Consider the following 16,114-nt stretch of genomic DNA (forward strand, 5'->3'; position numbering starts at 1 on the left):
CTTATGGCGCGGAGCGGCTTATGGTCGGGGCATGAAGCGCCCTTTCCATAGAACCAAGACGAGGCAGGCATGAAGGTCAATATCGAAATCGACTGCACCCCGGCCGAGGCGCGCGCCTTTTTCGGCCTGCCGGACGTGACCCCACTTAACGAGCAGCTGGTCAGCGAGATGAGCAAGCGCATGGGCGCCAATATCGAGGCGCTGGAGCCCGACGCCCTGATGCGCAACTGGATGAGCATGGGCGGTGAGTGGCAAAAGCAGTTCATGTCGCTGATGAACCAGGCCGCTGGCGGCAAGACGGGAAGCTAGACGCACCGCCATGACCGATACGATTTTCGCTCTGGCCAGCGGCGCGGGCCGCGCCGGCGTCGCGATTGTGCGGGTTTCCGGCCCGGACGCAGGACCGGCGCTTGCTGCACTGGCAGGCAGTTTGCCAGAACCACGCCGCGCCGCGCTGAGATCGCTCAACGCCCGCGACGGCTCGCTCATTGATCGCGCCCTGCTGCTCTGGTTTCCCGCGCCGCAAAGCTTTACCGGCGAGGACGTCGCCGAGTTTCATGTCCATGGCGGCCCTGCCGTTATCGAGGCGTTGTCTGAGGCGCTTATAGCCGAGGGCCTGCGCCCGGCAGAACCGGGCGAGTTTTCCCGGCGCGCCTTTGCCCACGGGCAGATGGACCTGACCGAAGCTGAAGGCCTCGCCGATCTGATCGATGCGGAAACGCAAACCCAGCGCCAGCAGGCACTGGCGCAGATGGGCGGCGCGCTGGGTTCGCTCTATGGTGAATGGCGTGATGCGCTGATTGACACGCTTGCCGCCATTGAGGGCGAGATCGACTTTCCCGATGAGGATGATGTACCCGAAGGCCTGTCAGAACGCGCCGGGCCGCCGCTGGAAACCTTGTGCGCCAGCATGCGCGCCCATCTGGCGGACAATCATCGCGGCGAGCGGGTGCGTGACGGGTTCACCATCGCGGTAATCGGCGCGCCGAACGCCGGAAAGTCGAGCTTTATCAATTATATGGCGCAGCGTGATGCGGCGATTGTCAGTGATATTCCTGGTACGACGCGTGATATTATCGAGGTGCGCCTGATCCGGGCCGGTTTCGTCGTCTACATGGCCGATACGGCCGGTTTGCGTGAAGCGTCTGACGTCATTGAGGCTGAAGGCGTGCGCCGGGCGCTGGCCCGCGCCGAGAGCGCCGATATGCGGTGCCTGATGATCGATGTTTCACGTGAAACGCCGGATGAGGCCGCCTTCGCCATGCTGCGTCCAGGCGATGTGGTCCTGCTGAACAAGACCGATCTCGCCAGCGTTGATGCGCCCGTGCCAGAGGGCGTTGCGGCCTTTCCGGTGTCGGTAAAGACCGCGTCCGGTCTGGATGCCTTCAACGCCTGGCTGGACCGCGAGCTGGTAACACGGCTGGGCGGCGCAGAGGCCGCGCCTTTGTCGCGCGCGCGCCATCGCGAACTGGTCCAGCGGGCTCTGGCTTCCCTGGAAGAGGCATTGTCGCTTCTGTCCTCCCGCCCCGAGCTTGCAGGGGCTGAAGTGAACCGGGCGATCCGCGCGTTGGGAGAGCTGACCGGGGCGGTTGATATTGAGGATGTGCTGGACCGGGTGTTCAGCCAGTTCTGCATCGGCAAATAGGCCGGCAACTCGACTTGGCGGCGCCGATCATGTAAGGACGCGCTCCCCGGCGGGCTGGGCCGGACAAAAGAAAGCCATGACCAGAGATTTGCTCAAGCCGGCCGAGGCCGCGCAACGCCAATGGGATGTGATCGTGATCGGCGGCGGCCATGCGGGCTGCGAGGCCGCGAGCGCGGCTGCGCGCCTGGGCGCGGCTACGCTGCTCCTGACCCACAAGGCCGCAACCATTGGCGAGATGAGCTGCAATCCGGCGATTGGCGGGCTCGGCAAGGGTCATCTGGTGCGCGAAGTGGATGCGCTGGACGGGCTGATGGGCCGCGTCGCCGATGCGTCCGGCATCCAGTTCCGTATGCTGAACGCCTCCAAGGGTCCGGCCGTGCGCGGCCCCCGCACCCAGTCTGATCGGAAGCTCTATCGCGAGGCCATGCAGGCGGCGTTGGCTGAGCAATCCAATCTGCACATCGCTGAAGCCGCTGCCGAGGATCTGATTGTCGAGGACAGGCGCTGTGCGGGCGTCGTCGATGGCGAAGGCCGCCATTACCGTTCTGGCGCGGTCGTTCTGACAACTGGAACCTTCCTCAAAGGCGTGATCCATCGCGGCGATGAGCGTATCCCGGCGGGCCGCGTTGGCGACGCACCCTCTATCGGCCTGTCAGACCGGCTCTACGGGCTGGGTCTCTCCATGGGGCGGCTGAAAACCGGCACACCGGCGCGCCTTGATGGCTCCACTATCGACTGGGCCGGACTGGACATGCAGCCTGCCGACGATGTGCCAACCCCCTTCTCTTTCCTGAATGAGCGTATCAGCGTGCCGCAGATCGCCTGCGGCATTACACGTACGACCGTTCAGACTCACAAAATCATTGAAGATAATCTGGGCCATTCTGCTGTCTATGGCGGCAAGATCGCGGGGCGCGGCCCGCGCTACTGCCCGTCTATCGAGGACAAGGTGGTGCGCTTCGCTGACCGGACCAGCCACCAGATATTCCTGGAGCCGGAAGGGCTGGACGATGACACGGTCTATCCCAATGGCATCTCTACCTCCCTGCCCGATCATATCCAGGACGCCTTCCTCCAGACCATTCCGGGGTTGGAGCAGGTGAAAGTGCGCCGCTACGGCTATGCCATCGAGTATGATTATGTCGATCCGCGCGAGCTGGATGCGACTCTGGGGGTGAAGTGCCTGCCGGGCCTGTGGCTCGCCGGGCAGATCAATGGCACCACCGGCTACGAAGAAGCGGCGGCGCAGGGCCTGATGGCGGGCTTTAATGCGGCTCTTGCCTGCACTGGCAACCCAGCCTTCGTGCTCGACCGCTCACAAGCCTATATCGGCGTGATGATCGATGATCTCATCACGCGCGGTGTGACCGAACCCTATCGCATGTTTACCTCGCGCGCCGAGTACCGGCTCAGCCTGCGCGCCGACAATGCCGATCAGCGCCTGACGCCTCTGGCTATCGATCTCGGCGCGGCGAGTGTTTCACGTGAAACATCGTTCGCAGCCCGCGCTGAAGCGTTGTCCGAAGCCCGCGCCCTTCTTGAGCGCCTGAACCTGACGCCAACCGATGCAATGAAGGTGGGGCTGTCGATCAATCAGGACGGCAAGCGCCGCCCTGCCATGGAGCTGGCCGCACACCCGCAAGTGGGCTGGGCTGCGATCTGCAAGATCTGGCCGGAGATCGCTGCTCTGGATGTGCCCATAGCCAGCCAGATGCAGAACGAGGCGGTCTATCACGGCTATCTCGACCGGCAGGAGGCCGATGTGATGGCTTTCCGCCGGGATGAAGGTGTGCGCATTCCGGCAGATTTCGATTACCGGACGGTCGGCGGCCTGTCGCATGAGGTGCGCGAGAAGCTGGAGCGCGCGCGTCCTGCCACGCTGGGGCAGGCGGGCCGCGTGGAGGGCGTGACACCGGGCGCGTTGACGGCGCTCCTCGCCAGCGTGAAGCGGCTGGACCGTCAGCGGGCAAGCTGATGAATCACGAACGGACGTACGGCGCCGAAAACTTCCAGGCCGACACGGGTGTTTCACGTGAAACACTGGAGCGTTTCGTCATCTGGCGGCGCCTTCTGTCGGAGTGGTCAGCGCACACAAATCTGGTTGGCCGAGCGACGCTCGACGATTTCTGGTTCCGGCACGCACTGGATAGCTGGCAGTTGCCTGATCTGGCTCCGGCGGGTGCAAACCGCTGGGCGGACATTGGGGCCGGCGCGGGCTTTCCGGGGCTCGCCATCGCGTTCGGCCTCGCGGATCGGGCCGTTCCGAATGCCAGGGTCACGCTCATCGAATCCATCGGGAAAAAGGCCGCTTTCCTGCGCGCGGTGCTGGCTGAAACGGGCCTGACATCGCACGCCGAGGTGCTGGCGGAGCGTGTCGAGACGCTGGATGGCCTGCCGCCGTTCGACGTTGTGACGGCCCGCGCGGTGGCACCTTTGGAGAAATTGCTGGGTCTTATGGCACCGTTTGTGGAAAACGGCGCAATTGCGCTGATTCCCAAGGGTGCGCGCCATGCAGAGGAATTGACCGCGGCGCGTAAAAGCTGGAACTTCGAGGCGAGCCTTCATCCAAGTATTACCAGCGATGAAGCCGCCATCATCCGCATTGAAAGGCTGACCCGTGTCCGTTGATCCCCGTTCCGATACAGCGCCGCGCGCTGGTGCGCCCAAAGTCATCGCTATCGCCAACCAGAAGGGCGGTGTCGGCAAGACCACGACGGCGATCAATCTGGCCACCGCCCTGGCGGCCATCGGCAAGCGGGTGATCGTGCTGGATCTCGATCCGCAGGGTAACGCCTCCACGGGTCTTGGCGTGCCGCGCACCGAGCGCAAGGCCACCAGCTATGATGTGCTGGTCAATGAGCGCCCGATCGAGGAAGCGCTGGTGGATACGGCTGTGCCGGGGCTCGGTATTATCCCGTCCGATGTGGATCTCTCCGGCGCCGAGCTGGAACTGTCGGCTGCACCGCGCCGCTCCTACCGGCTGCGCCATGCCGTGGACAAGTTCCGCCGCTTTCTGGCGTCGCGTGGTGCCCATTGCGACTACATCCTCATTGACTGCCCGCCCTCTTTGAACCTGCTGACCGTCAATGCGATGACGGCGGCCGATTCCGTGCTGGTGCCGCTGCAGTGCGAGTTCTTTGCGCTGGAAGGGCTTTCGCAGCTTATGCGAACGGTCGATCTGGTTCGGGGCAATCTCAACAAGAATTTGGAGATTCAAGGGGTTGTGCTGACCATGTATGATCGGCGGAACAATTTGTCGTCCCAGGTCGCTGCCGATGTGCGCGCGCACTTTGGCGACCGTGTCTATGAGACGGTGATACCGCGCAATGTCCGCGTCTCCGAGGCGCCGTCCTTCGGCAAGCCGGTTCTGCTCTACGATCTCGCCTGCCCGGGATCGCAAGCCTATGTCCGCCTCGCCCGCGAGCTGGTCCGCCAGGAGCGCAAGCCGGCTGAAGCGGTGCCGGCATGAGCGCGCAGGAACGCCCGCGCGGCCTCGGCCGTGGCCTCTCCGCCCTTCTGGGTGAAGGTGAAGATGCCGACAATATGCGCGCGGATGAAAACCAGTCCGGGCAGAGTGCCGGCGCCGGACCGAGACCGCTTGCGCTTGATCTGATCGAGGCCAATCCCGATCAGCCCCGCAAGCGGTTTTCCGAAGACGAGCTGGCCTCGCTGTCGGCCTCGATTGCCGAACGCGGCGTGCTGCAGCCTATTCTGGTGCGCCCGGCGCCCGGTAAGACCGGGCACTACCAGATCGTGGCGGGTGAACGGCGCTGGCGCGCGGCCCAGCGCGCCCGCCTGCACGAGATTCCAGCTGTTATCCGCGAGTTTACCGACCGCGAAACACTGGAAATCGCCATTGTAGAGAACGTCCAGCGCCAGGATCTTAATGCAGTGGAGGAAGCCCGCGGCTACCGCCAGCTGATTGAGGCATTTGGTCATACCCAGGAAGATGTGGCCCGCGCCGTCGGCAAATCACGCGCCCATATCGCCAACACGCTGCGCCTGCTCGCTTTGCCCGCGCCCGTCCTCGACCATCTGGAGGCTGGCCGCCTGTCAGCGGGCCATGCCCGCGCCATTGCCACGGCGGGTGATCCGTCTGCCCTGGCTGAGAAGATCATTGCCGATGGCCTGTCCGTGCGCGGCGCAGAGGCTCTGGCACGAAAAGAACAGGCCCCGGAGCGCAAGGCGCGCAGCGGCGGACTGGAAAAAGCGCAGAAAGATGCCGATACGCGCTCCCTCGAAGCCGATCTCGCCGAGCGTCTGGGTCTCGATGTGGAAATTATCCATCGCGGTGAAGCAGGCGAGATCCGTGTGCGCTATTCCACGCTGGAACAGCTCGACGATCTGTGCCGCAGGCTGTCCTCGCGCTAGCGCGGCTCCTGATTTTGTCGCCTTTTCGAACCGCGAAACCGGCTCCCACTTTCGCTGAAAAGGCTCTAGCGGCTTCTTGCCGGAGAGGCGGCGCGGGCGAGCCTCAGCAGGGTTTCACCCGCCAGCGCCTCGGCCGGAGAGCCTGATCGCTTGATAGCCCGCTCGGTCTCAAACGCAATATCGCGCGCGCGCGCAATGCGTTGCCGGCTCCACGCGCGCGCGGCCGCCTGAAAGCGCTGCGCAGGCGGGCCAAAGCGCGGCGCGCCGGACCGCGCCAGAGCCGCCTGGTCGCCGCCCAGCTGGTGGTAACGCTCTATCTGGTCGATCTTGCGCTGCAGGGCACGCACAATGGCGACAGGGCTGGTGCCTGATTCCAGTGCCCGCTGATATTGCAGGTCAGCTTCGCCGAGCTCTCCGCACAGCGCTGCATCGACAATCTTGTCGAGCGCCGCGTCCGCGCTCTCTGTGGAGATGGCCGCCAGATCCTCCAGCGTTATGTCTCCGCCATCAAAGCCCTTGTAAAGTAACAGTTTTTCTATCTCCGAGCGGGCGAGCTCCCGATTACCTTCCAGAATGCCGGCGAGTGTCTGGCGTGCATCGCTGGAAAGAGACAGCCCGGCGGCACGAAAGCTCTCCTCGGCCAGCGCAACGAGATCGCGGGCATTGTCTTCATAACAGGCAATCGCGGCGGACTTCTTGCCGTCTTCGGCGGCCTTGCGCAGCTTTGATGCCTTGGTCAGATTTCCCGCTTCGACGATCAGCCGGCCTTCGGCTGCCATGTCCCCGGCCTCGAAATCGCTGATCCAGCGGGCGACCGATGCGTTGTCGGCAGACAGGCGGACCCGGACGAGACGTTCACCGCCCATCAGCGACATGGCCGCCATCGCATCCGCGAGCGCAGCGGCGTCGGCCTTGATGTCCTCATCGCTCAGGCGTGTAACGTTGAACGGATCATCCACATCGCCTGTTATGGCGAGGGCCAGTGCTTGCGCGCGCTCCCTTACCAGCCCGGAATCCGGCCCGAAGATCAGAAAGACACGCATGTCAAGTGGCGGAGATTTCAAAAGCCGGTCAACAGATCCGCCAGACGGCTTCACCACGGCTCATCGCCCTCCTCGGGCTCATCGCTAAAGTCCGGCACGGCCTCGGGGCGCGTGCGGGCAGACCCCCTCTGGCGAAGCGTGGCAAGGATGTCGCGGACAATCGCATCTGCAACGGCGTCGGCCGCGCGCCGCTCGGCATTGGTCCTTGCGGCTATGAGCGCGTAGGGTTCCCGCGGCGTTTCAAAGACGACCCGCTCGGTCACCCTGCCTCTGACAGGGGTGGCGCCGGAAAGCTGGTAATTTGCACGGATACTCAGCGCGACGCGGGTTGCCTGCCCGTCCGTGGACCGGCCCAGCGGCTGCTGCGCGGTTCTAAGCCGGATCGAGAGCGTTCCGGCTTCTCCTCGTGAGACACCAACCCGTTCAAGAAGCGCCGTCTCGGTCAGATAGGACAAGCGCTCGTCGCCGGACACGCTCACAGTGACATTGTCGAGCACTTCCGCAGCCCGGCCACCGTAAAGTGGCTGGAAGCCGCAAGCGGACAATAACAGGCAGAAGCCAGCGATTAGAGCTGAAACCGGAAGTTTACGCATCGCCTGTCCGTCCTTGCGCACCCCCGCTGGCGGGGTCAGGAGCCGGGAAGTTGGGAAATCCGCATCTGGCGCGCCCGGGTCAGGATCGCATTCTCCACCTGGATGCGCGTGCCCTGGTCAACGACAACGTCCGTCCAGTCGCCTGTGGACGGGTTGCGGGCCTGACGGAAGAGCTGGACGCTCAGCGCGTCGGCGCGAAGGCGGCTGTCGAGCACGTAAACGGTCGCCTTGAAACGCTCTTCGGGCGCTTCCGGGTTGGCGTACCAGTCGGTGATGATGACACCGCCAAACGGGTCGATCTGCTCAAGCGGCATGAAAGACAGCGTGTCCAGGGAGGCGCGCCACAGAAAGGCGTTCACGCCAATGCCTGCGTCCGGCGCGGTAGCGCGCGGACCGCTGCCGAGCAAACCGCCGAAAAATCCGCGATTTTCGCGTTCAGTGCTCGACCGAGATGCGCAGCCGGCCACCATGCTGGCTACGGCGACAACACTCAGAACCGTTACAAGCGGCCGTGAGAGCATGGGGCAAACCTCCAGGGAAATAGACAATGCTTGTTCGGGCGCATCCCGTCAGCCGCCACAAAAGACCAGAGCGGAGACAAGCGCAACCCGTCTCCTGCTTCTATAGCATGCGTTCACTGCGTGGCCAGAGCGATCATCCAGCCCGCCATGCGTTCCGTGTGCCGGGCAATACCGTTGCACTCTTGTGACAGTTCGCCGGGCAAGCCCGCTTCACACAGCCCGCGCAGCTTGACCGCCGCGCCAACCCTCCCGCATCTTGCCACAGCGCGTCCGGGGGAAAGCGGGGGCGCCACGGCGAGGCCGCGAGAGAAGAGCCATGATACCAGCGCTTGGCGCTCATGTTCGGGCCTTCACATTTCTCGCGGCCGCGCCTTTTTCAGCCCTCGGACTGTTCGCCTCACCGGCGCTCGCACAGGAGCGCACGCCTTGGTTTGACAGCGATATAGAGTTGAGTGCGGACATCGCGCTCGCTCCGGGCGCCAGTGATGCCGCGCGCTCAGGACCCTTTGGCGAAATCCGCCTCGATTACACCGCCGAGCGTATTCAGGAGAATATGAACCGGATCGGATTTGCCGCCGGTCTGGTCGTGCGCCGCGATTCCGGGCGGGCGGGGCTGGCGCAGGCCGTCGGGGATTGCCCCCCCGGCCTGGCCGACTGTTTCGATGCGGGCGGGCTGGCGCCTGCCGGCGCGTTCACCGGCTTTGCGGCCGCTGCCGGCGTAGAGGGTGATAACCCGGCGATCGCATTGGAAACCGCATTCATGTACTGGCGTGGCGGACTGGTGGAAGTTCGCGCCGGTTACGGCCCCGGTGCTGCCGCCCTCGAAAGCGAGGCTCTGCCGGGCGCTTTCTGGCTCATGCGCGCGGATGCAGGCCGGGTTGATCCCTCGGGCCGCAATCTGGCCTCCACCGCGAACACGTTGTCGGGCCATGCACCCAAGCTGCTGGTGCGAAGTGTGCGGCTGGCGGGCTTTCGGGCTGCGGCCTCCTTTACTCCCGACGGTGATGTGTGCGGCGCAAGCTTTTGCCGCCCGGAAAGCCAGCCGGGCGTTCTGGCAGCGGCGAGTGTCCGCGATATTGCCGAGCTTGGCCTGTCTTTCGATCACCGCTTTGCCGCAACGGGTGTGCGCTGGACGGCCGGTATCGGTCTGTCGCAAGGGCGCTCAGCCGGGCCTGACAGCGCGTTTTTCGATGATCCGTGGGCCGTGTCGGCCCGCCTGATACGTACGGAAGGGCCGTGGAGCGCAGGCGTGAGCACCCTTGTGAGCAATGATGGCGTGTCCGGCGCGCGCTACAGCGCGCACGCCGCAAGCCTTGCCTATGAACGCGGTGACTGGCTGTTCAGTCTGGAAATGGCGCAGGCGCGCTCTGGCCTCGTTCACGCCTACAGTCAGACCCTGCTCGCTGGCGCCTCGCGCTATTACGATTCCGGTCTGGTCCTCGGCCTGGGCATTGCCCATACCCGGTCCGGGCAGGCGGAAACGTCCGGCGCGGCGCGAATAACCCGTGTGCGTGAGGGTGCGCGCCTCTTTGTCGAAGCAGGGTTGCGCTTTTGACACGCTTTGCGCGAATTCGCATTTGATTCCGGGCAACCCTGTTGGGTTTGACGCGTTGCTGGCTTATATCGGAATCTAGAGTACTGGAGAAAGTCATGCGCTTGCGCCTGTCAGCCCTGTCGGCCTTGCCGGTCGTGATGGCCCTTGCCATCGCGCCGTCGGCGTTCGCACAGGATTCAGGCGCCCGCGACGGGTTTAATCTGCGCGGCACGGCCTTCTCCGATCTCACCTCGCTTGAGCGCCTGCAGGACCTTGCTGAACAGGCCGAGGCAGAGCAGGCGCGCGCCGCCCATCAGGAAGAGGCCCGCCGCGAGGCTGCCCTTCTGTCGGTGCCGGACCGTCCCACCGGGTCTGCCACGGCCTGGCAGCAACGCTTCACCATGGCGCCGGCGGGTACGATGGCGTCGGTCTGGGGTGAACAGGCTGAACAATTCCGCTTTTCTGCCGGTGAGCGCTGGGGCATCTCTCTGGGCATTTCCCAGCGCATGCGCGGTCAGGCCTTTGAGCTGCAGGATGTGAGCGCAGGCGCGTTCTACTCCCTGACAGACCGGGTACGCATTGGCGGTGAATTCCGCTTCACTTCGCCTGAAGAAGACGTGTTTGGCGAAGAGGCTGACCGCCGCACGCCGCAGCTGCGCTTTGAATCGGCTTTCCGCTTCTAGTTTTAGCCAATGCTTTCAACGGCCCGGCACAGCGCTTCGACGCTGCCGACCAGCTTTTCCAGATCGGCAGGCGTGGACAGGCGGTGATCACCGCTTTTGCTGACATGCACCGAGACGTCGCCTGATGTCAGCTTTCCGGCAAGCGCCATGGCGTGCTGCCAGGGCACGTCAATATCGGCCATGCCCTGCAATATGCGTACAGGGCCCTCAAAGCCGATCTGCCCGTCCATCAGCAGCCATTGGCGCGCCTCTTCGATCAGGCCGCGCGTGATGATGAGTGGATCGCCATACTCCGATGGCTGCGCCCATTCGCCCTGGGTCAGGATCGCGGTGCGGACCGCCTCAGGAAATCCATCCCACATCAGCTTTTCGGTAAAGTCCGGTGCCGGCGCGATCAGCACCAGTCCCGCCACCCGCTCCGGCCGGGCCAGTGCCGCCAGCAGGGCGGTCCACGCGCCCATGGAGGAGCCGACCAGTATCTGCGGCCCTTCGGTCAACGCATCTATCACCTGAAGCGCGTCCTCGCGCCACAGCCCGACGCGCGCCGCGCGCCAGTCACCCTCTGACTGGCCATGGGCAAAATAGTCGAAGCGTACGAAGGCGCGCCCTTCGCGCTGCGCCCAGGCGTCCAGGGCAAGGGCCTTCGTCCCTTCCATGTCAGAGCGCAGCCCGCCCAGCCAGACAATGCCCGGCCCCTTGCCTTTGCGGCGTGCATAGGCGAGCCGGGATCCGTCAGCGCGGTGAAGAAATTCTGGCATCAGGGAGCCTTTGCGTGTGAGCTGGCGTTTGCGCCTTACCGCCCCCATCTTTATGAGCCACGCTGTATGGTTCAACCGCCCTGCCGCACATTCACCGGGAAAACGCCCTGCCCATGAAAATTCTCCAGCTGATACCGGAACTGGATGCTGGCGGCGCCGAGCGCACCACGATCGACGTGGCGCAGGCGATTGCCGCCTCTGGCGGTGAAGCGCTGGTGGCGAGCCTTGGGGGGCGGCTGGAGGACGAGCTGGCGGCAGCAGGCGGAGAGCTGATCCGCCTCGACATGAAGAGCAAGAACCCGCTGACCATCGTGGCCAATTCGCGCCGCCTGGCCGATCTGGTCCGCGAGCGCAGGGTGGACATCATCCATGCGCGTTCGCGTGTGCCCGCCTGGAGCGGTCTGGAAGCAGCCCGCCGGACCGGCATCGCGTTTGTGACCACCTATCACGGCACCTATAATGCCCGTTCGGGCCTGAAACGATTTTATAATTCGGTGATGGCGCGCGGTGATGCCGTGATCGCCAATTCGCACTTCATTGCAGACCATGTGCGCGCAGAGCACGGCGCGGTGCTGGCCCGCAAACGAAAAGACCTGTCACATCTTCACGTCATTCCACGCGGGGTGGATTTTTCAAGGCTCGACCCGGCCCGGACAGATCCGCTGCAGGTCGAGGGTCTGCGCGCCGCCTGGCTGGAGGGGCGCCAGGCGCCGGTCATTCTCCTGCCCGGACGCCTGACTGGGTGGAAAGGCCAGATGCTGGCCGTGGATGCAGCCGCCCTGCTCGCCAGCCACCTGCCCGGTCCGCCGCCTGTACTGGTGTGTGCGGGTGATGCGCAGGGGCGGGGCAATTATGTGGAGCAATTACGCGCGCATGCGGCACAATCGGGCGTCGCGCTTGTTCTGCCCGGTCATCTCTTCGACATGGCGACCGCCTATATGGCGGCGGACATTATCATCACCCCCTCAACTGACCCGGAAGCCTTCGGGCGCACGCTGGCAGAGGCGATGGCGATGGAGCGGCCCGTGATTGCAGCTGCCCATGGCGGTGCGCTGGAAATCCTTTCCGACAGCGCAACCGGCTGGCTTTTTGCGCCCGGCAGTGCCGCCGATCTGGCCGCGCGGATGAAAATGGTGCTCGAACTTGATACGGCCGAGAAAAAAATGCGCGGGCATTTGGCGCGCCAACGTGTTATCGCCCATTATTCGCGTGAGGCGCTGCAGGGTTCCACCTTGCGGGTATATCGGGAACTTCTAGACTATCGCCCATGATTGAGCACGAGCCGCCCAAGGAACAGGTACTGGTCGTCCATGAAGGCGATCTGCGCGCCACCGTGCGCATGATGGCGGCTGCGCGCCTGATCCGTGAGCATCACCGCAAGGCGCGCATCACGTTTCTCACCACGCCCGAGTATGAGGGCCTGGTGAAGTATTGCCCCTATTTCAACGCTGTCGAGACCACGCTTCGCGAAACGGCTAAGAAAGGCTTTATCGAGCGCGTAAAGCTCGCCCGCGCCTCGAAGTTCGATTTTGTCTATGATCTGTGCGCGTCGGACGCCGCCCGCAAGCTGAAAGGCGCGATGCGCCTGTCGCGCGGCCAGTGGATTGATAGCGCGCCAGATCCGAAATCGCCTGACCACCCGTCAGAGCAGATCGCTGACCAGCTTGGCCGCGCAGGCATAGGCCGCACAGGACATCGTCTGGGCGAGGCACCGCCCCCCATGCTGGACTGGGTTGATTTCGTCGCCAAGCGCTCGCGCACGCTCGAGCCAGCCTATTTCGGCCTGCAGGATCGTTACGCTCTCTTTGCGCCTGCCGGCGATGAATTCCAGCCCGCCTTCCGCTGGCCTAAGGAGCGCTGGGCGTCCCTGGCGCACGCGCTGAAGGAACAGGGCGTCGAGCCGGTCATCGTGGGCGGCCCGTCTGCGCGCGAGATTGGCCGCTATATCGCGCACGTCACACCGGGCGCGCGCGATCTTACAGGCCGCGCCAATCTGGTGCAGCTTGCCGGTCTGGGCCGCAAGGCCAGCTTTTCCTTTGGCGAAGATGTGGATCTTTTGCATCTTCTCGTGGCCGCCGGTTCGTCTGCTGTGATGTTCCATCCCGGCGCGGAGGCACCCCACATGGCCTCTCCGCGGGGTCCGGAAAGCGTAATTCTCATGCACGCTCCGACACTTGCGCAAATTTCGGTTGCCGAAGCCGTGCAGTCCATGCGCGTTGCGGGCGGCTTTGCCCGTAGCCCCGAAGCGGCCTGAATGTCTTGATTTTACCAGCCATCTCACGATATGCGCATGCATCGGAAACGCTGCGCCGCGCGTTGACGCCATTGAAGAGTTTTGACTGCCGGGAGCGGGAGCATGATTTGGCTCCCCGGTCCGGCGCTGTAACAGGAGAAGACGCATAGCCCGACGCCCCCACGCCGCGCCGCCCGTCAAGAAGGATGGGCCGCGCATCAATGGAGAAATCCGCGTTCCGCGGGTGCTCCTGATTGACGAGAATGGCGAGAAGCAAGGTGAGATGCCGATCGAAGCCGCGCTCGATGCTGCGGCCGAGGCCGGACTCGACCTTATCGAAGTGTCACCGACCGCCAACCCGCCTGTCTGCAAGCTGGCCGATTTCGGCAAGCTGAAATACGCTGAGCAGAAGAAGAAGGCGGAAGCCCGCAAGAAGCAGAAGACGCAGGACATCAAAGAGATAAAGATGCGTCCCAATATCGACACGCACGATTATGAGGTGAAAACCAAATCGATGCGGCGCTTCTTCGAGGATGGCGACAAGGTCAAGATCACCTTGCGTTTCCGGGGCCGGGAGATGGCCCACCAGGATCGCGGCATGGTCATTTTTGACCGCGTGAAGGCCGATTTCGGCGACATCGCGAAAGTCGAGTTCGAACCCAAACTCGAAGGCCGTCAGATGATCATGGTAATGGCGCCGCGCTAGCCGGGCCATGAACCTGACAAATAGTGAAAGCCGGTGCCGCAGGCGCGATGCCGGCTTTTTGCGTCTAGGCAGTACAGCTGGTTTGCGCCTAGTGTCCGGCGCGAGGCGGGCGCCGACGGTATTCAGACATCGGAGATATTTCATGAAACATCTTGTATCATTGGGCGCCCTGGCGGCGCTGGCCGCTATTCCGGCAGCCTGGGCCCAGACACCGCAAGGGGCCAGCGAAGGCCGCCATGGTGCGGCGGCGCTCTCGGCCGGCTTTCCCGATGATCCGCGCACCTTTGCCGTACGGGCAGGCGGTGCCATGCGCGCGTCGCGCCTCGGCGGTTCGGGCTGTGTTGGCTTCGTCACCGAAGACCCCACCTTCGTTCTGACCTATGAGGATGCAGGCGATGTGTTTGACCTGATGCTCTCGGCGGCGTCAGAGACCGATACAACCATGGCTGTGCGCACGCCTGACGGCACCGTGTTGTGCGATGATGACAGCGCAGGCAATCTCGGTCCGGGTATCACGGTCGAAGGCCCTGCCAGCGGGGCATACGAGATCTGGGTCGGCACCTTTTCCGCTGGTGCGGGCTATCCTGAAACCGCCTTGCACGTTTCCGAACTGGCCTATTCTACCGCCAACCCGTTTGTCCGCACGGTAAATGCAGAAGCCCCGGCCGGAACCACACTTTCCCTGCGGGCCGGTTTCCGCGACGATCCGGCCAGTATCGAAGTTGCGCAAGGCGGCGATGTGCGCCTTGGCCCGCTTGGCATACGCTGTGTCGGTTATGGCTCTGACGCGCCCAGCGCTCGCCTGACCTACCGCGCCGGCCGCTACCAGCTCTATATCTCCACCGAAAGCGAATGGGACGGCACCATCGCCGTGCTGGCCCCTGATGGCAGCTGGCATTGCGACGATGACAGCGCAGGCAATCTCGATCCGGGCGTGACATTCGCTGAGCCGCAATCGGGCGACTATCTCATCTGGGCTGGCACATTCAGCGATATCGGCGAGCAGACGGCTACCTTGCACGTGTCGGAGATTGGTTATGCCGGTGTCGACAACGCCGTGGATGTTTCGGCCCGTCCGCTCCACGGCCAGACCCGCCTGAGCAGCGGATTCTCGCCCAACCCGTTCTCTGCCGATGTGCAGGCTGGCGGCCCGGTCGATTCAACGCTGGCGCTGGCCGGCCACACCACGGTTGAGGGCTTTTGCTATGGCCAGGTGACCCGCGCGCCGTCTTTCCGCCTGACATGGAATGGCCAGGAAGGCCCGCTTTATATCTCCACGGACAGCGATACCGACACCCTGCTTCTGGTCAATGCGCCTGACGGCGGCTGGTGGTGCGATGATGACAGCGCTGGCAACCTCAATGCGGGCCTGGTGATCGATAATGCCCCGGCCGGCGTCTACGACATCTATGTCGGATCGTTTGGTACCGAGCCGGCGCCTTCGCGCCTCTTCATCTCGCAGACGGGTTTTGGCCCGGAGGCGATTTCCCTGCGCGCTGATCCGTCACTGGAGCCGCGTTTTGGTGCCTTCACGCTGGACCCGGCGGGCAGCTCTGTGCCTTACGAGCAGGAGCTTGAGGCAGGTGGCCCGTTGCGGGCTTACCAGGCCGGCTTCTCCTCGTCGGATTTCTGCGTCGGCCATGTCAGCCGCGAGCCGAGCCTTGTCATCAACTGGGCGCCGGATGAGGCTACGGCGTTTGCCGTCTATCTTGATGCCGAGCGCGACACCACGATCGCCGTACAACTGCCTGACGGCAGCTGGCGCTGTGATGATGACGGCTCGGTCGGCCTGAACGCCGGTCTCAGCCTGAACGGCGCGCCCGGCCTGTACCGCATCTATGCGGGCACGTACGGGTCTGAGCTGGCCCCGGCCCGCCTGCACATCACCACAGGTGAATTGCCGCGCTGATTATGTAGCCGGAAGGCGCGAGACGCTTGCGTTTCGCGCCTTCTTGCGTATAACCACGCGCTCTTTCGCCCGGTCAGTCAGGCCCACGACATGCCTGCTGGCCGTTTAACGGCTCGCC

The 16,114-nt window shown here is 64.1% G+C and carries 16 protein-coding genes; 12 read left to right on the forward strand and 4 right to left on the reverse strand.

Annotation, left to right across the window (positions count from 1 at the left end; all coding sequences use genetic code 11):
• Positions 1-69 precede the first annotated feature (69 nt).
• From X907_RS00385 to X907_RS00410, 6 genes are all read left to right on the forward strand, one after another.
• On the forward strand, positions 70-309 hold the full coding sequence (locus X907_RS00385) for a DUF6489 family protein (protein WP_127565095.1): 240 nt from the start codon (positions 70-72) through the stop codon (positions 307-309).
• A 10-nt stretch (positions 310-319) separates the two neighbouring features.
• Entirely contained in the window at positions 320-1,645 is a 1,326-nt protein-coding gene (mnmE, locus tag X907_RS00390) for a tRNA uridine-5-carboxymethylaminomethyl(34) synthesis GTPase MnmE (RefSeq protein WP_127565096.1), read from the forward strand.
• 76 nt (positions 1,646-1,721) lie between these two features.
• On the forward strand, positions 1,722-3,620 hold the full coding sequence (gene mnmG / locus X907_RS00395) for a tRNA uridine-5-carboxymethylaminomethyl(34) synthesis enzyme MnmG (protein WP_127565097.1): 1,899 nt from the start codon (positions 1,722-1,724) through the stop codon (positions 3,618-3,620).
• A complete protein-coding gene (rsmG, locus tag X907_RS00400) occupies positions 3,620-4,273 on the forward strand; it encodes a 16S rRNA (guanine(527)-N(7))-methyltransferase RsmG (RefSeq protein WP_127565098.1) in 654 nt (217 codons plus the stop codon). The genes mnmG and rsmG overlap by 1 nt, the downstream gene beginning before the upstream one ends.
• The gene (locus tag X907_RS00405) at positions 4,263-5,114 is read left to right on the forward strand and encodes a ParA family protein (protein WP_127565099.1); all 852 of its coding nucleotides are present in this window, start codon (positions 4,263-4,265) and stop codon (positions 5,112-5,114) included. Before rsmG ends, X907_RS00405 begins: the two co-directional genes overlap by 11 nt.
• Positions 5,111-6,016 carry a ParB/RepB/Spo0J family partition protein gene (locus X907_RS00410; protein WP_127565100.1) on the forward strand — a complete coding sequence of 302 codons (906 nt, stop codon included), beginning with the start codon at positions 5,111-5,113 and terminating at the stop codon, positions 6,014-6,016. Before X907_RS00405 ends, X907_RS00410 begins: the two co-directional genes overlap by 4 nt.
• Before the next feature lie 65 nt (positions 6,017-6,081).
• On the opposite strand, the gene holA is transcribed toward X907_RS00410, so the two are convergent.
• Genes holA through X907_RS00425 form a run of 3 tightly spaced genes read right to left on the reverse strand, consistent with a single transcriptional unit; the run spans position 6,082 to position 8,173 of the window.
• Positions 6,082-7,059 carry a DNA polymerase III subunit delta gene (gene holA / locus X907_RS00415; protein ID WP_127565101.1) on the reverse strand — a complete coding sequence of 326 codons (978 nt, stop codon included), beginning with the start codon at positions 7,057-7,059 and terminating at the stop codon, positions 6,082-6,084.
• 50 nt (positions 7,060-7,109) lie between these two features.
• Positions 7,110-7,652: a hypothetical protein gene (locus X907_RS00420; protein WP_127565102.1), complete on the reverse strand. Its 543-nt coding sequence runs from the start codon at positions 7,650-7,652 to the stop codon at positions 7,110-7,112.
• A 35-nt stretch (positions 7,653-7,687) separates the two neighbouring features.
• Positions 7,688-8,173: a DUF3576 domain-containing protein gene (locus tag X907_RS00425; RefSeq protein WP_127565103.1), complete on the reverse strand. Its 486-nt coding sequence runs from the start codon at positions 8,171-8,173 to the stop codon at positions 7,688-7,690.
• 316 nt (positions 8,174-8,489) lie between these two features.
• Between X907_RS00425 and X907_RS00430 the strand changes: the two genes are divergently transcribed.
• Both X907_RS00430 and X907_RS00435 read left to right on the forward strand, forming a co-directional pair.
• Entirely contained in the window at positions 8,490-9,728 is a 1,239-nt protein-coding gene (locus X907_RS00430; RefSeq protein ID WP_127565104.1) for a hypothetical protein, read from the forward strand.
• A 95-nt stretch (positions 9,729-9,823) separates the two neighbouring features.
• Complete coding sequence (locus X907_RS00435; RefSeq protein WP_127565105.1) at positions 9,824-10,390, forward strand: NtrZ family periplasmic regulatory protein; 567 nt, start codon at positions 9,824-9,826, stop codon at positions 10,388-10,390.
• 2 nt (positions 10,391-10,392) lie between these two features.
• Here X907_RS00435 and X907_RS00440 read toward each other — a convergent pair whose 3' ends face one another.
• Positions 10,393-11,148, reverse strand: coding sequence for an alpha/beta fold hydrolase (locus tag X907_RS00440; RefSeq protein ID WP_127565106.1), 756 nt, complete (start codon positions 11,146-11,148; stop codon positions 10,393-10,395).
• A 113-nt stretch (positions 11,149-11,261) separates the two neighbouring features.
• Between X907_RS00440 and X907_RS00445 the strand changes: the two genes are divergently transcribed.
• The 4 genes from X907_RS00445 (at position 11,262) to X907_RS00460 (ending at position 15,996) form a co-directional block, all read left to right on the forward strand.
• On the forward strand, positions 11,262-12,419 hold the full coding sequence (locus X907_RS00445; protein WP_127565107.1) for a glycosyltransferase family 4 protein: 1,158 nt from the start codon (positions 11,262-11,264) through the stop codon (positions 12,417-12,419).
• On the forward strand, positions 12,416-13,402 hold the full coding sequence (locus X907_RS00450) for a glycosyltransferase family 9 protein (protein ID WP_127565108.1): 987 nt from the start codon (positions 12,416-12,418) through the stop codon (positions 13,400-13,402). The genes X907_RS00445 and X907_RS00450 overlap by 4 nt, the downstream gene beginning before the upstream one ends.
• A gap of 145 nt (positions 13,403-13,547) precedes the next feature.
• Positions 13,548-14,087 (forward strand): translation initiation factor IF-3, encoded by a 540-nt coding sequence (infC, locus tag X907_RS00455; protein WP_127565109.1) that lies wholly within the window; start codon positions 13,548-13,550, stop codon positions 14,085-14,087.
• A 142-nt stretch (positions 14,088-14,229) separates the two neighbouring features.
• Positions 14,230-15,996, forward strand: a complete 1,767-nt coding sequence (locus X907_RS00460) for a hypothetical protein (protein WP_127565110.1) — start codon at positions 14,230-14,232, stop codon at positions 15,994-15,996.
• The last annotated feature ends 118 nt before the right edge of the window (positions 15,997-16,114 follow it).

The sequence above is a fragment of the Glycocaulis alkaliphilus genome (genome assembly GCF_004000605.1).
In the GTDB taxonomy this organism is placed as follows: Bacteria; Pseudomonadota; Alphaproteobacteria; order Caulobacterales; family Maricaulaceae; genus Glycocaulis; species Glycocaulis alkaliphilus.

Bases quoted from the DNA above. Each gene is read 5' to 3' on its own strand.
- X907_RS00385 (WP_127565095.1), top strand. From the start codon at position 70: ATGAAGGTCAATATCGAAATCGACTGCACCCCGGCCGAGGCGCGCGCC.
- mnmE (WP_127565096.1), top strand. From the start codon at position 320: ATGACCGATACGATTTTCGCTCTGGCCAGCGGCGCGGGCCGCGCCGGC.
- mnmG (WP_127565097.1), top strand. From the start codon at position 1,722: ATGACCAGAGATTTGCTCAAGCCGGCCGAGGCCGCGCAACGCCAATGG.
- rsmG (WP_127565098.1), top strand. From the start codon at position 3,620: ATGAATCACGAACGGACGTACGGCGCCGAAAACTTCCAGGCCGACACG.
- X907_RS00410 (WP_127565100.1), top strand. From the start codon at position 5,111: ATGAGCGCGCAGGAACGCCCGCGCGGCCTCGGCCGTGGCCTCTCCGCC.
- holA (WP_127565101.1), bottom strand. From the start codon at position 7,059: ATGCGTGTCTTTCTGATCTTCGGGCCGGATTCCGGGCTGGTAAGGGAG.
- X907_RS00420 (WP_127565102.1), bottom strand. From the start codon at position 7,652: ATGCGTAAACTTCCGGTTTCAGCTCTAATCGCTGGCTTCTGCCTGTTA.
- X907_RS00425 (WP_127565103.1), bottom strand. From the start codon at position 8,173: ATGCTCTCACGGCCGCTTGTAACGGTTCTGAGTGTTGTCGCCGTAGCC.
- X907_RS00430 (WP_127565104.1), top strand. From the start codon at position 8,490: ATGATACCAGCGCTTGGCGCTCATGTTCGGGCCTTCACATTTCTCGCG.
- X907_RS00435 (WP_127565105.1), top strand. From the start codon at position 9,824: ATGCGCTTGCGCCTGTCAGCCCTGTCGGCCTTGCCGGTCGTGATGGCC.
- X907_RS00440 (WP_127565106.1), bottom strand. From the start codon at position 11,148: ATGCCAGAATTTCTTCACCGCGCTGACGGATCCCGGCTCGCCTATGCA.
- X907_RS00445 (WP_127565107.1), top strand. From the start codon at position 11,262: ATGAAAATTCTCCAGCTGATACCGGAACTGGATGCTGGCGGCGCCGAG.
- X907_RS00450 (WP_127565108.1), top strand. From the start codon at position 12,416: ATGATTGAGCACGAGCCGCCCAAGGAACAGGTACTGGTCGTCCATGAA.
- X907_RS00460 (WP_127565110.1), top strand. From the start codon at position 14,230: ATGAAACATCTTGTATCATTGGGCGCCCTGGCGGCGCTGGCCGCTATT.